The sequence below is a fragment of the Pseudomonas sp. MG-9 genome, assembly GCF_018729515.1.
Lineage (GTDB): Bacteria > Pseudomonadota > Gammaproteobacteria > Pseudomonadales > Pseudomonadaceae > Aquipseudomonas > Aquipseudomonas serboccidentalis.
On sequence record NZ_JAHHZH010000002.1, the window covers coordinates 339,207 to 352,756 of the forward strand.

A 13,550-nucleotide genomic window follows, 5' to 3' on the forward strand; every position below is an offset into this window, starting at 1 on the left:
GGCTTTTGCGGCACAATCGCCGCCTATTTCCTGTGGGTTACTGTTTCGATGAGTTGCAACCGCCAGACAATTCGCGACCTGCGTCAGCAGATCCCCACGTTCGACTGCGTGCCGGGCTGCCATGACTGCTGCGGGCCGGTGACCACCTCGCCGGAAGAAATGTCGCGCCTGCCGCGCAAGACTCGCGCCGAGCAGGATGCGGCGATGGAGGCGCTGAACTGTGTGCACCTGGGGCCGAATGGTTGCACGGTGTATGAGGAGCGGCCAATGGTCTGCCGGTTGTTCGGTACCACCAAAACGCTGCCGTGCCCGAATGGGCGACGGCCGGTGGAGCTGATACATCCGCGCGTTGAAAAGCAGATCTTCGAATACATGGCTTCGAATCGGCAGGTGCTGGTCTGAAAAGATCGCAGCCTTCGGCAGTTCCTACAAAGAAATGCGTTCTCCTGTAGGAGCTGCCGAAGGCTGCGATCTTTTGATCTTCCAAATCTCAGTCCGGAATCGGCAGGTTCAGGCTCTCTTTCACCTCTTCCATCACGATATAGCTCTTGGACTCGCGCACATGCGGCAGCTTCAACAGAATGTCGCCGAGCAATTTGCGGTACGAGGCCATCTCGGAAATCCGCGCCTTCACCAGGTAGTCGAAATCCCCTGACACCAAATGACATTCCAGCACGTGCGGCAGTTTCAGCACCGCGCGTCGGAACTCTTCGAAAGTGTCGCCGGATTTGTAGTCGAGGCTGATCTCGACGAACACCAGCAGGCTACCCTTCAAATGCTGCGGATTGAGGCGGGCGTTGTAGCCCATGATGATTCCCTCGCGCTCCAGCCGCCGTACCCGTTCCGTACACGGCGTGGTGGACAGGCCGACCTTCTCCCCGAGTTCGGTAAACGATATCCGTCCATCCGCCTGCAGTATCCGCAAGATGTTGCGGTCGATCTTGTCCAGCTCACGTTTGGTCTGAGTGTTGGTACGCATAGGGGATGCGCCTCCGTGAAAAGGGTTTTTGCCGAGAATTGTCGCCAAATATAGGCGCTTATATAGTGAAATGCACTGCCCATTCTTTTTTACACTGCGCGCATCATTGCTCTAACAACAGACGTACGCGGCCCTGCCGCGATGAGGGATACAAAAATGCGCGTAATGGTCTTGGGTAGCGGCGTCATCGGTACCGCCAGTGCTTACTATCTGGCCCGTGCCGGGTTTGAGGTAGTGGTGGTCGACCGGCAGCCAGCCGTGGCCATGGAGACCAGTTTCGCCAACGCCGGCCAGGTGTCGCCGGGTTATGCCTCGCCGTGGGCCGCCCCGGGCGTGCCGCTCAAGGCTATCAAGTGGTTGCTGCAACGCCACGCGCCGCTGGCGATCAAGGCCACCGCCGACATTGACCAGTACCTGTGGATGGCGCAGATGCTGCGCAACTGCACCGCCAGCCGTTACGCGGTGAACAAGGAGCGCATGGTGCGTCTGTCCGAATACAGCCGCGACTGCCTCGACGAACTGCGTGCGGAAACCGGCATCGCCTACGAAGGCCGCAGCCTCGGCACCACGCAACTGTTCCGCACTCAGGCGCAGCTCGATGGCGCCGCCAAAGACATCGCCGTGCTGAAAGAATCCGGCGTACCGTTTGAAGTCCTCGACCGCGCCGGCATCGCCCGCGTCGAGCCGGCCCTGGCCAATGTCACCGACATCCTCGCCGGCGCCCTGCGTCTGCCGAACGACCAGACTGGCGACTGCCAGATGTTCACCACGCGCCTGGCCGAAATGGCTGTGAAACTCGGTGTGGAATTCCGCTTCGGCCAGGACATCCAGCGCCTCGACTACGCCGGTGACCGCATCAACGGCGTATGGATCGACGGCAAGCTGGAAACCGCCGACCGCTACGTGCTGGCCCTCGGCAGCTACTCGCCACAACTGCTCAAGCCGCTGGGCATCAAGGCCCCGGTGTATCCGCTCAAGGGTTACTCGTTGACCGTGCCGATCACCAACCCGGACATGGCCCCGACTTCGACCATTCTCGACGAGACCTACAAGGTCGCGATCACCCGTTTCGACAACCGTATCCGCGTCGGTGGCATGGCGGAGATCGCCGGTTTTGACCTGTCGCTGAACCCGCGTCGGCGCGAAACCCTGGAGATGATCGTCAACGACCTTTATCCTCAGGGCGGCAATCTGGCCGAGGCGAGTTTCTGGACCGGCCTGCGTCCGACCACGCCGGACGGCACGCCGATCGTTGGCGCCACGCCGTTCAAGAACCTGTTCCTCAATACCGGTCACGGCACCCTGGGTTGGACCATGGCGTGCGGTTCCGGTCGTTTGCTGGCCGATCTGATGGCGAAGAAAAAACCGCAGATCAGCGCCGAAGGCCTCGATATTTCCCGTTATGGCAACAAGCCTCAGGAGTCCGCAAAACATGGCAATCCAGCGCCAGCTCACCAATGAGCGCATGAGTCAGATCGTCACCCACAACGGCACTGTGTATCTGGCCGGACAGGTCGGCGACGACTTCAACGCCGGGGTCGAACAGCAGACCCGCGACGTGCTCGCCAATATCGAGCGTTTGCTGGATCTGGCCGGGACTGACAAACAGCATCTGCTGTCGGCGACGATCTACCTGAACGACATCGAGGCGCACTTTGCCGGGATGAACTCGGTGTGGGACCAGTGGCTGCCCAAAGGCGCCGCACCGGCCCGCGCTACCGTCGAAGCGAAGATGGCCAAGCCGAGCATCCTGGTCGAGATCTCCATCGTCGCCGCGTTGCCGTAACCGTTTCAAAGATCCCTCTCCCGGTGCTGTTGGCGGTTCACGTCGTCAGCCAGCGCCGGTTTTTCTTCCCATGACCGCCTAGAAGTCTGCCGCCATGCGTCCTGCCCGTGCCCTGATCGATCTTCAAGCCTTGCGCCACAACTATCGAATTGCCCGCGAAGTCACCGGCGCCAAGGCGCTGGCGGTGATCAAGGCTGATGCCTACGGTCACGGCGCGGTGCGTTGCGCCCAGGCGCTGGAAGCCGAGGCCGACGGGTTTGCCGTCGCCTGCATCGAAGAAGCGCTGGAGCTGCGTGCGGCCGGCATCAAGGCCCCGGTGCTGTTGCTCGAAGGGATCTTCGAAGCCGATGAACTGGCGCTGATCGTCGAGCATGATTTCTGGACCGTGGTCCATTCGCTGTGGCAGCTCGAAGCGATCGAGCAGGCGGCATTGAGCAAACCGATCACCGTGTGGCTCAAGCTCGATTCGGGCATGCACCGCGTGGGTCTGCATCCGAAGGATTACCCGGCAGCCTATCAACGCCTGCTGGCCAGCGGCAAAGTGGCGAAGATCGTGCTGATGAGCCACTTCGCCCGCGCCGACGAGCTGCACGAGCAGAGCAGCGCCGATCAGGTGGCGGTATTCGAGGCCGCGCGTCAGGGCCTCGCCGCCGAAGTCAGTTTGCGCAACTCGCCGGCCGTGCTCGGTTGGCCGCAGATTCACAGCGACTGGGTGCGCCCGGGCATCATGCTCTACGGCGCGACGCCGTTCGAGGAAGCCAACGCCGTGGCCGAGCGCCTGCAACCGGTAATGACTCTCGAATCGAAAGTCATCTGCGTGCGCGAGCTGCCCGCCGGTGAGCCGATCGGCTATGGTGCCAAGTTCATCACCGACAAGCCGATGCGTATCGGCGTGGTCGCCATGGGGTATGCCGATGGCTACCCGCGTCAGGCACCGACCGGCACACCAGTGTTGGTGGCCGGTAAACGCAGCCGGATTCTTGGCCGCGTGTCGATGGACATGCTCTGTATCGACCTCACCGACGTGCCGGAAGCGGACCTCGGATCGACCGTTGAGCTGTGGGGCAAAAACATCCTCGCCAGCGAAGTGGCGAAGTGGGCGGACACCATTCCGTATCAGATCTTCTGCAATCTGCGTCGAGTGCCAAGGCTCTATTCCGAGGGTTGACGCCGCTGCGGGGGCCAAGTGTTGTAAATACTGAACGCTGTCGCCATGATAACGCTCAATATTCTTACAACATCAGGAGGCTCCCGCCTTGGACGTCGGTGAACGACTGCAATCGATCCGCAAGCTCAAAGGGCTTTCCCAGCGTGAACTCGCCAAACGCGCGGGCGTCACCAACAGCACCATTTCGATGATCGAAAAGAACAGCGTCAGCCCTTCGATCAGTTCGCTGAGGAAGGTTCTGGGCGGGATTCCCATGTCCATGGTCGAGTTCTTTTCCGAAGAGATCCTGCAGGACGTCCCGACCCAGATCGTCTACAAGGCCAACGAGCTGATCGACATCTCCGACGGCGCCGTGACCATGAAACTGGTCGGCCGCGCACACCCGAGCCGGGCTATCGCGTTCCTCAACGAAATCTACCCGCCGGGTGCTGATACCGGCGAAGAAATGCTCACCCATGAAGGCGAGGAAACCGGGATTCTGGTGGAAGGTCGTCTGGAGCTGGTGGTGGGTCTGGAAACTTTTATTCTCGAAGCCGGCGACAGCTACTACTTTGAAAGTACCAAGCCGCATCGTTTCCGTAATCCGTTCGACGCGCCTGCGCGACTAATCAGCGCAGCCACGCCGGCGAATTTTTGAACAGAGAGGCGCCAGGCCATGACGGTGAAGGCGTTCGAAGAGTTTTCCACTGCGCGGTATAACCCCTTCGACTATGGGGTTGTTTCAGTGTGGCGGGCTACCCGCTATACTTGCGCCCGCCTGCGAACCGTGGCCGCAGGCGTGAATAGCCACCATTGAGGGTGAACGCGTGAACCTAATTATGAAAATGCTGGCCGCACCAGCAACCGTACTGGCCCTCTGGGCTGTCAGCGCTCAAGCTGCGACGAATGACGACATTGCCAAGCGCCTCGAGCCGGTCGGCCAGGTGTGCGTTCAGGGGCAGGAATGCAAAGGGATGGAAGTGGCTGCCTCCGCTGGCGGCGGCGGTGGTGCGAAAACGCCTGATGAAGTGATTGCAAAACATTGCAACGCTTGCCACGGCACGGGTCTGTTGGGCGCACCGAAAATCGGTGACACCGCCGCGTGGAAAGACCGCGCCGATCACCAGGGCGGCCTCGACGGCATTCTGGCCAAAGCCATCACCGGCATTAACTCGATGCCACCGAAAGGCACCTGCGCCGATTGCTCGGATGACGAGTTGAAAGGTGCGATCCAGAAGATGTCCGGCCTGAAATAAGGCGCGCTTCTGATGAAAAAAACCGTCTTCGGACGGTTTTTTTGTGCCCGTGACTCGCGGCTTGGGCTGTCCTTTGCAGCAAAGTCGAGGCAAGCTCGGTCTACCTCTATTCACGGAACGGGCAGGAGGCTTCAGATGGTGCAGTTGTGTTCGATCGAACAGGCAGTGGACGAGGTGCTGGCGCGTTTGCCGGCGCATATCCACATGGGCATGCCGCTGGGCCTGGGCAAGCCCAATCACTTCGTCAATGCGCTGTACCGGCGCATCAAGGGCCTGCCCGAGCGGCAACTGACGATGTATACCGCGCTGTGCCTTGGCCGTCCGACGCTGGGGGATGGTTTGCAGAAGCGCTTTATCGAACCCTTCGTCGAGCGCGTATTCGGTGACTACCCCGAATTCGATTTCCTCGCCGACCTGCAGCGTGACAGCCTGCCCGCCAACATCCGTATCGAACAGTTCTTCATGCAGCCCGGCAGCCTGCTCAACAGCGCGCCGGCGCAGCAGGATTACGTCAGCAGCAACTACAGCCACGCCGCCCGTGACATCAACGCCGCCGGCCTCAACCTGGTGGCGCAGTTGCTGGCCAGCAGCAGCGAACACCCCGACCGCCTGAGCCTGAGCTGCAACCCGGACATCACCCTCGACCTGTTGCCGATGATTGCCAGGCGCCGCGAAGCAGGGGAGACCATTCTGCTGGTCGGCCAGGTGCACACCGATCTGCCGTATATGCCCGGCGATGCAGAGGTCGATATCGACACCTTCGACTTGCTGATCGACGCGAAGGACAGCAGCACGCTGTTTTCCACGCCGAACATGCCGGTGGGTTTTCAGGATCACTTCATCGGCCTGCACGCCAGCACGTTGGTGCGCGACGGCGGCACGTTGCAGATCGGCATCGGCTCGATGGGCGATGCGCTGACCGCCGCATTGCTGGCGCGACAGGCGGACAACGCCGGTTATCAGGCTTTGCTCAATGACATAAACCTCAGCCAGTGGGCGCAGTTGATTGAGCGCGAGGGCGGGACCGCACCGTTCGCCAAAGGCTTGTATGGCTGCAGCGAAATGTTCGTCAACGGCCTGCTGGTGCTGGCGGACGCCGGGATCATCCGGCGCAAGGTCTACCCCGACGTTCAGACTCAGGAACAGGCCAACGCCGGCACCCTCGATGAAGCGGCGCAAACCGATGGCATCTCGGTGCACGGCGGTTTCTTCCTCGGCCCGCGCAGTTTCTACGAGCGCCTGCGTGAGTTACCGCAGAGCAAACGCCTCGAATTCAACATGACCCGCATCAGCTACATCAACGAGCTGTACGGGCAGGAAGAGTTGAAGCGTTTGCAGCGCCTCGATGCACGGTTCATCAACACCGTGTTCACCATGACGCTGATGGGCGCAGGCGTGGCCGATCAACTGGAAGACGGGCGGGTACTCAGCGGCGTTGGCGGGCAGTACAACTTCGTTGCCCAGGGCCATGCGCTGCACGATGCGCGCTCGATTCTGATCCTGCGCAGCTGGCGCGAGTCCGGCGGCGAGGTCAGCTCGAACATTGTCTGGGAGTACGGCCACTGCACGATTCCACGGCACCTGCGTGACATCGTGGTCACCGAGTACGGCATCGCCGATTTGCGCGGCAAGTCCGATGCGGTGGTGATCGAAGCACTGCTCAATATCAGCGACTCACGCTTCCAGCCGGGGCTGATCGAACAGGCGCAGAAGGTCGGCAAGCTGCCGAAGGATTTCCGCCTTGACCCACGTTTTGCCGAGAACACACCGCAACGCTTGCAGGCAATTGCCGCCAGGCATCCGAATCTGTTTCCGGAGTATCCGTTGGGCTGTGATTTCACGGCGATCGAGCGGGATCTGTTGCGGGCGCTGAACTGGCTGAAGAGCAAGTTCAAGCTGACCGAGATTCTGGAACTGGGCAAGGCTGCGCTGGATGCGCCGGAGGCTTCGTTGTATCCCGAGCATCTGGAGCGGATGCAGCTCAGCAGCCCGGAAGGCCTGAAGGAAGACCTGTTTCAGCGTTTGTTGCTCACTGGCCTGAAGGCCACCGCGCACTAACCGCCCACCGCAAAACCTGTAGGAGCTGCGGCACGCTGCGATCTTTTGATGTTGATTTCAAAAATCAGATCAAAAGATCGCAGCCTCGTTTCACTCGACAGCTCCTACAAGGGTAATGCGGTGTGGCGGGTCACTCGATGAAGGTGACAACGCCATCTTTCAGCGATTTGACGCGAGCCAGCGATTCAACGCGGTAGCCCTGCGCATCCAGCTCGGCACGGCCGCCCTGGAACGACTTCTCGATCACGATGCCCAGGCCGGCGACGGTGGCGCCGGCCTGCTTGATGATCGAAATCAGCGCCTGGGACGCTTTGCCGTTGGCCAGGAAGTCGTCGATGATCAGCACGCGGTCGCTGCTGGTCAGGTGACGTGGAGAGATGGCCACAGTGCTTTCGGTCTGCTTGGTGAACGAGTAAACGGTTGCCGACAGCAGGTTTTCAGTCAGGGTCAGGGACTGGTGCTTGCGGGCGAAGATCACCGGCACGCCGAGGTTCAGACCGGTCATGATCGCCGGGGCGATGCCCGAGGCTTCGATGGTGACGATCTTGGTGATTCCCGAATCCTTGAACAGCGTGGCGAATTCGTCGCCGATCAGCTTCATCAGGGCCGGGTCGATCTGGTGGTTCAGGAAGGCGTCGACCTTCAGGACCTGGTCGGAAAGCACAATGCCTTGTTCGCGGATTTTCTGGTGCAATGCTTCCATGAAGCTGTCCTCATTTGGCGCTTTGTGCGCCGAAGGTCTAGTAAAAAGTGGTCAATTCTAGCGCTTTAACATCGCGCGTATATCAGCCAGTGCGCTATTGCCGCGTACGGCTTTGACTTCGGTCGGTGTGTCGTCGTTGCCTTCCCACGCCAGATCGTCCGGCGGCAGCTCATCGAGGAAGCGGCTTGGCGCGCAATCGATGATCTCGCCGTACTGTTTGCGTTTGGCGGCGAAGGTGAAGGCCAGGGTCTGTCGTGCGCGGGTGATGCCCACGTAGGCCAGGCGGCGTTCTTCTTCGATGGTGTCGGCTTCGATGCTGGAACGGTGCGGGAGGATTTCCTCTTCCATGCCCATGATGAACACGTAAGGGAATTCCAGGCCCTTGGACGCATGCAGGGTCATCATCTGCACGCCTTCGGCGCCGTCCTCTTCTTCCTGCTGACGCTCGAGCATGTCGCGCAGGACCAGTTTGCCGATGGCGTCCTCGACGGTCATCTCGCCGTCTTCGTCTTTTTCCAGGGTGTTCTTCAACGCTTCGATGAGGAACCAGACGTTGCTCATCCGGTAGTCCGCGGCCTTGTCGCTGGAACTGTTGGTGCGCAGCCAGTTCTCGTAGTCGATGTCCATGACCATGCTGCGCAGCGCCGAGATCGGGTCTTCGCCGGCGCACTGTTCACGGACCTTGTCCATGAAGCGCTTGAAGCGCGACAGGCGATCGGTGAAGCGGCTGTCCAGATGTTCGCCCAGGCCGATTTCGTCGGTGGCGGCGTACATCGAGATCTTGCGTTCGGTGGCGTAGTTACCGAGTTTTTCCAGGGTCGTGGAGCCGATTTCCCGGCGCGGCACGTTGATCACCCGCAGGAAGGCGTTGTCGTCATCCGGGTTCACGATCAGGCGGAAGTAGGCCATCAGGTCCTTCACTTCCTGACGGCCGAAGAAGCTGTTGCCGCCGCTCAGGCGGTATGGCACCTGATGGTGCTGCAGTTTCAGCTCGATCAGCTTGGCCTGATAGTTACCGCGATAAAGGATGGCGAAATCGCTGTACGGGCGGTCGGTGCGCAAGTGCAGGCTGAGGATTTCCATGGCCACGCGCTCGGCTTCGGCGTCCTCGTTGCGGCAGCGGATCACGCGGATCTCGTCACCGTGGCCCATTTCACTCCACAGCTGCTTTTCGAATTCGTGCGGGTTGTTCGAGATCAGCACGTTGGCGCAGCGCAGAATGCGGCTGGTGGAGCGGTAGTTCTGCTCCAGCATCACTACTTTCAGAGACGGGTAGTCGTCCTTGAGCAACATCAGGTTTTCCGGCCGCGCACCGCGCCAGGCGTAGATCGACTGGTCGTCGTCGCCTACCACGGTGAACTGGTTGCGCTTGCCGATCAGCATTTTCACCAGCAGGTATTGGCTGGCGTTGGTGTCCTGGTATTCGTCCACCAGCAGGTAACGCACCTTGTTCTGCCACTTTTCGAGGATGTCGGCGTGTTCTTCGAAGAGCTTTACCGGCAGCAGGATCAGGTCGTCGAAGTCCACCGCGTTGAACGCCTTGAGCGTGCGCTGATAGTGGGTGTAGACGATGGCGGCGGTCTGTTCTTTCGGATTGCGCGCGTTCTCCAGCGCCTGCGGCGGCAGGATCAGGTCGTTTTTCCAGGCGCCGATCATGTTCTTGATCTCGTCGACGCCGTCGTCGCCCGCATATTCCTTCTGCATGATGTCGGTCATCAGGGCTTTGACGTCGGTCTCGTCGAAGATCGAGAAACCGGGTTTGTAGCCCAGCCGCACGTGTTCCTTGCGGATGATGTTCAGGCCCAGGTTGTGGAACGTGCAGACCGTCAGGCCGCGACCTTCGCCGGCGCGCAGCAGGGTGCCGACCCGCTCCTTCATCTCGCGCGCGGCCTTGTTGGTAAAGGTCATGGCGACGATGTACTGGGCGCGGATGCCGCAGTTCTGGATCAGGTGCGCGATCTTGCGGGTGATCACACTGGTCTTGCCGGAGCCAGCGCCGGCGAGCACCAATAGAGGGCCGCCGACGTAGTTCACGGCTTCTTGCTGCCGGGGATTGAGTCGGGACATACGAAAATTCGGGAGTCGTTGACGAAATGGGCCGGCATTTTAACAGGCTCAGCGATTTGTGCTGCTCTCTCCGACTTGTGACGCACCACGCGATTCAAATTTGCCGGTTTTGTTACTTTCGCGGAGGATGCGCGGTGATTTTGCGGCTAATGTTCTCATTCATGACACAAAATAACGTTCTGATAATCGTTGTCATTGAACATCGCAACGGCATAATGCCCCGCCCACATCATTGCAGAGTCTAGGGAGCTAGCTTGTCTACGCCTGTCGAACCCTTGCGTTTGCTGCTACTGGCCGAAGCGCCAGCGTGGACAGCGTTATTGCGCGAGTGTCTGGCTCCGATGGGGAGCGCGGCGGTGCTGATCAGCGCGCCGAGCTGGGAGTCGGTCAGCAGTTTGTTCGACGACAACCGCCATGCGGTGTTGTTGACCGTCCCCGCGTTGCAGCCGGCCCCGGGCCGTTGCAGCCTGCCGACGGTGTTGCTGCTGGAACACGAACCGGCCACCGCGCCCGTTGGCGTCAGCGACTGGCTGGTGTTCGACGCCGTCGACGCCGGCATGCTGCGCCGTTGCCTGCGCCATGTGCGTGAGCGCGGCGTGCTGGAAAACACCCTGCAACGCCTCGCCGAACAGGATCCGTTGACCGGCATCGCCAATCGTCAGGGGTTCCAGACCTTGCTCGCGGCGCGCCTGGCAGAAAACGACGGGCGTGGCCTGGCCCTCGGGCATCTCGATCTCGACAACTTCCGTCACGCCAACGACGCCCTCGGCCATCAGGCCGGTGACCGTCTGATTCTGCAGGTCGTCGCGCGGCTGAAAAGCCAGCTGGAGGCGGGTGATCAACTGGCGCGGCTGGGCAGCGACGAGTTCGCCTTGCTGATCGACACCCGTCGTGCGCCGCAACGCGCTGAATGGATGGCCGAACGCATCACCGAAGCCTTGTCCGAACCGTATTGGGTCGATGGCGAAAGCCTGTTGATCGGCTCCAGCCTCGGCATCGCCCATGCCCGTGCACAAGGGGGCGCCGACCCGCTGATGTGGCACGCGCACATCGCCATGCAGCAAGCCAAAAGCACCCAGGGCTGCACTTTCCATATCTTCAACGAACGCATCAACCGCAATGCACGGAGCATGGCCGACCTCGAAAGCGAGCTACGTCGCGCCTTGCGTCGCGATGAACTGGAGCTGCACTACCAGCCACGCCTGAATCTGGCGGACGGCCAGATCGTCGGTCTCGAAGCCCTGGTGCGCTGGCGCCATGGCGAGCGCGGTCTGCTGCCGCCGAGCGAGTTCGTGCCGCTGGCCGAGCAGAGCGGTTTGATCGTGCCGCTGGGATACTGGGTGATATCCCGGGCCCTGCGCGACATGCAGGCGCTACGCGAGCGCGGGCTGCCGGCGCTGCACATGGCGATCAACCTGTCGTTCCGCCAGTTTCAGGACAGCCAGTTGCTACCGACGCTCAGCCGTTTGATCGCCGAGCGTGGTGTTGAAGCGCAGTGGCTGGAATTCGAGCTGACCGAGACCGCCGTGATGCGTCGCAGCGATCTGGTCAAACAGACCATGGACGCTCTCGGCCGCCTCGGCGTGCGTTTCTCGCTGGATGATTTCGGCACCGGGTTCTCGTCGTTCGTGCACCTCAACAGCCTGCCGATCACCTTGCTGAAGATCGACAAGAGCTTCGTCGGTGGCATGGAACAGCGCGAAGAGAACCGCAAACTGGTGCACGCGATGATCAATCTCGCGCACAACCTGCATCTGGAAGTGGTGGCCGAAGGGGTGGAAACCCCCGAGCAGCTGGATTTGCTGCGCGGCTTTGGCTGCGATCAGGTGCAGGGTTATCTGATCAGCCGGCCGTTGCCGTTGGCGGAACTGGTGGAGTACCTGACCTTCGGCGCCAGCCAGCAAAACCTGGTTGAGGCTATTTAAAAGATCGCAGCCTTCGGCAGCTCCTACACTATTGGAATGCGTTCCCCTGTAGGAGCTGCCGAAGGCTGCGATCTTTTGATCTTAATCCGCGCGAACGGCTTCGAACCTCTGTGGAACCGGCTCCAGCCGAATCATCCGCTTCATCTTCCACTCAAACGCCAGCGTCAGACTCACTGCCGCACACGCCAGCCCCAGCGCCAGACCCCACCAGACGCCGGTCGGCCCCCAATTGAGGTGGAACGCCATCCACCACGCCGCCGGCGCGCCGATCAGCCAGTAGCAACCGAGGCCGACCAGGAATGTGGTTTTTGCATCCTTGAGCCCGCGAATGCAGCCCATGGCGATCGTCTGTGTGCCGTCGAACAGCTCGAACCATGCCGCCACCGCCAGCAGGCTCACAGCCAGACGAATCACTTCGGCAAACGCCGGATCGTTGTGATCGAGGAACAAGCCGACCAACTGATTCGGCAACAGCCAGAACACCATGGCGAATCCCAGCATGACCACCGCGCCGAACACGATCCCGACCCGCCCGGACATCCGCGCATCGAGCAGTTGCCCGGCCCCATAGTGCTGGCCGATGCGCATGGTGATTGCATACGACATACCGGCGGGCACCATGAACGCCACCGAAACGATCTGTAGGGCAATCTGGTGTGCGCCCAGCTGTGTGCTGCCCATGGTGCCCATGCACAGCGCGGCGAAGGCGAACAAACCGACTTCTACTGCGTAGGTGCCGCCAATCGGCAGACCGAGGCGCCACAGTTCTTTGAGGTATTGGCGGTTCGGCCGCGACAGGCCGGCGCGCAACGGGTAAGCGTCGTAGGCCGGGTGCCGGCGGATGTGCCACGCGAGGGCCAGCGCCATGCAGTTGGCGACAATCGCCGTGACCAGCCCAATGCCCGTCAGCCCCAGTTTCGGCAGGCCGAACATGCCGGTGATCAGCGCGTAATTGAGCAGGAAGTTGGCCACGGTGCCGCCGAGGCTGATCACCATCACCGGGGTCGCCCGGCCAATCGCACTGGTAAAGCCGCGCAGGGCCATGAAGCTCAGGTAGCCAGGCAGGGCGAAGGGCAGGGCAATCAGGAATTGCCCGGCGGCGTTGACGTTGGTTTCGGTCTGGCCGAACAGCAGCAACACCGGTTTCAGATTCCACAACAGCAGCCCGGCGCCCAGCGCCATCAGCCACGCCAGCCACAAACCGGCCTGAGTCAGGCGCGCCGCGCCGATGATGTCGCCAGCGCCCTGACGGATCGCCACCAGAGTGCCGACTGCCGCGATCACGCCGATGCAGAAGATCGACACAAACGAATAACTCGCCGCCCCCAGCCCGCCGCCGGCCAGGGCTTCGGGACTCAGGCGCGCCATCATCAGGGTGTCGGTCAGCACCATCAACATGTGCGCCAACTGTGAAGCAATCAACGGCCCCGCCAGCCGCAGGATGGCCCAGAGTTCGGTACGCACAGGATGCTGCATGGACATCACCACTCATTGAAAGAGGGAGCAAGGAACCGTCGATTCTCGGCGCTTAAACGCTTTCGCACAAAGGGATAAAAAGGATGGGTGGCATGATTAAAACTCATCCAGAACAGATTCTGCTAAGTTGTCCGCAACCCGCTATAGGAGCTT

General features: G+C 61.0%; 12 protein-coding genes. 8 read left to right on the forward strand and 4 right to left on the reverse strand.

Features of this window, described 5'->3' with window-relative positions; translation table 11 throughout:
- Nucleotides 1-48 precede the first annotated feature (48 nt).
- Nucleotides 49-402, forward strand: coding sequence for a YkgJ family cysteine cluster protein (locus KKQ10_RS06190; protein ID WP_215500553.1), 354 nt, complete (start codon nucleotides 49-51; stop codon nucleotides 400-402).
- Nucleotides 403-490: 88 nt separating this feature from the next.
- On the opposite strand, the gene KKQ10_RS06195 is transcribed toward KKQ10_RS06190, so the two are convergent.
- The gene (locus KKQ10_RS06195; RefSeq protein WP_003206849.1) at nucleotides 491-979 is read right to left on the reverse strand and encodes an Lrp/AsnC ligand binding domain-containing protein; all 489 of its coding nucleotides are present in this window, start codon (nucleotides 977-979) and stop codon (nucleotides 491-493) included.
- A gap of 156 nt (nucleotides 980-1,135) precedes the next feature.
- Between KKQ10_RS06195 and dadA the strand changes: the two genes are divergently transcribed.
- From dadA to KKQ10_RS06225, 6 genes are all read left to right on the forward strand, one after another.
- Nucleotides 1,136-2,440 carry a D-amino acid dehydrogenase gene (gene dadA / locus KKQ10_RS06200; protein ID WP_025112723.1) on the forward strand — a complete coding sequence of 435 codons (1,305 nt, stop codon included), beginning with the start codon at nucleotides 1,136-1,138 and terminating at the stop codon, nucleotides 2,438-2,440.
- Nucleotides 2,412-2,765 (forward strand): RidA family protein, encoded by a 354-nt coding sequence (locus tag KKQ10_RS06205; protein WP_041071962.1) that lies wholly within the window; start codon nucleotides 2,412-2,414, stop codon nucleotides 2,763-2,765. The genes dadA and KKQ10_RS06205 overlap by 29 nt, the downstream gene beginning before the upstream one ends.
- A gap of 94 nt (nucleotides 2,766-2,859) precedes the next feature.
- Nucleotides 2,860-3,933, forward strand: coding sequence for an alanine racemase (alr, locus tag KKQ10_RS06210; RefSeq protein ID WP_215500554.1), 1,074 nt, complete (start codon nucleotides 2,860-2,862; stop codon nucleotides 3,931-3,933).
- 88 nt (nucleotides 3,934-4,021) lie between these two features.
- Nucleotides 4,022-4,570, forward strand: coding sequence for a cupin domain-containing protein (locus tag KKQ10_RS06215; protein WP_127648069.1), 549 nt, complete (start codon nucleotides 4,022-4,024; stop codon nucleotides 4,568-4,570).
- A gap of 181 nt (nucleotides 4,571-4,751) precedes the next feature.
- Nucleotides 4,752-5,168 (forward strand): c-type cytochrome, encoded by a 417-nt coding sequence (locus KKQ10_RS06220; RefSeq protein ID WP_041071964.1) that lies wholly within the window; start codon nucleotides 4,752-4,754, stop codon nucleotides 5,166-5,168.
- Nucleotides 5,169-5,303: 135 nt separating this feature from the next.
- Nucleotides 5,304-7,226, forward strand: a complete 1,923-nt coding sequence (locus KKQ10_RS06225) for an acetyl-CoA hydrolase/transferase C-terminal domain-containing protein (RefSeq protein ID WP_215500555.1) — start codon at nucleotides 5,304-5,306, stop codon at nucleotides 7,224-7,226.
- 130 nt (nucleotides 7,227-7,356) lie between these two features.
- Here KKQ10_RS06225 and KKQ10_RS06230 read toward each other — a convergent pair whose 3' ends face one another.
- Nucleotides 7,357-7,929, reverse strand: coding sequence for a xanthine phosphoribosyltransferase (locus KKQ10_RS06230; RefSeq protein ID WP_077044775.1), 573 nt, complete (start codon nucleotides 7,927-7,929; stop codon nucleotides 7,357-7,359).
- 57 nt (nucleotides 7,930-7,986) lie between these two features.
- Nucleotides 7,987-9,996 (reverse strand): DNA helicase Rep, encoded by a 2,010-nt coding sequence (gene rep / locus KKQ10_RS06235; RefSeq protein WP_025113231.1) that lies wholly within the window; start codon nucleotides 9,994-9,996, stop codon nucleotides 7,987-7,989.
- Nucleotides 9,997-10,250: 254 nt separating this feature from the next.
- On the opposite strand from rep, the gene KKQ10_RS06240 reads away from it, so the two are divergent.
- Entirely contained in the window at nucleotides 10,251-11,921 is a 1,671-nt protein-coding gene (locus KKQ10_RS06240) for a putative bifunctional diguanylate cyclase/phosphodiesterase (protein ID WP_127648067.1), read from the forward strand.
- Nucleotides 11,922-12,002: 81 nt separating this feature from the next.
- Here KKQ10_RS06240 and KKQ10_RS06245 read toward each other — a convergent pair whose 3' ends face one another.
- On the reverse strand, nucleotides 12,003-13,397 hold the full coding sequence (locus KKQ10_RS06245) for a NorM family multidrug efflux MATE transporter (protein ID WP_127648139.1): 1,395 nt from the start codon (nucleotides 13,395-13,397) through the stop codon (nucleotides 12,003-12,005).
- Nucleotides 13,398-13,550: the final 153 nt, after the last annotated feature.

Excerpts from the sequence above, each read along its gene's own strand:
- KKQ10_RS06245 (WP_127648139.1), bottom strand. The coding sequence starts at position 13,397 with ATGCAGCATCCTGTGCGTACCGAACTCTGGGCCATCCTGCGGCTGGCG.
- alr (WP_215500554.1), top strand. The coding sequence starts at position 2,860 with ATGCGTCCTGCCCGTGCCCTGATCGATCTTCAAGCCTTGCGCCACAAC.
- dadA (WP_025112723.1), top strand. The coding sequence starts at position 1,136 with ATGCGCGTAATGGTCTTGGGTAGCGGCGTCATCGGTACCGCCAGTGCT.
- KKQ10_RS06190 (WP_215500553.1), top strand. The coding sequence starts at position 49 with ATGAGTTGCAACCGCCAGACAATTCGCGACCTGCGTCAGCAGATCCCC.
- KKQ10_RS06230 (WP_077044775.1), bottom strand. The coding sequence starts at position 7,929 with ATGGAAGCATTGCACCAGAAAATCCGCGAACAAGGCATTGTGCTTTCC.
- KKQ10_RS06205 (WP_041071962.1), top strand. The coding sequence starts at position 2,412 with ATGGCAATCCAGCGCCAGCTCACCAATGAGCGCATGAGTCAGATCGTC.
- KKQ10_RS06220 (WP_041071964.1), top strand. The coding sequence starts at position 4,752 with ATGAAAATGCTGGCCGCACCAGCAACCGTACTGGCCCTCTGGGCTGTC.
- KKQ10_RS06225 (WP_215500555.1), top strand. The coding sequence starts at position 5,304 with ATGGTGCAGTTGTGTTCGATCGAACAGGCAGTGGACGAGGTGCTGGCG.
- KKQ10_RS06195 (WP_003206849.1), bottom strand. The coding sequence starts at position 979 with ATGCGTACCAACACTCAGACCAAACGTGAGCTGGACAAGATCGACCGC.
- rep (WP_025113231.1), bottom strand. The coding sequence starts at position 9,996 with ATGTCCCGACTCAATCCCCGGCAGCAAGAAGCCGTGAACTACGTCGGC.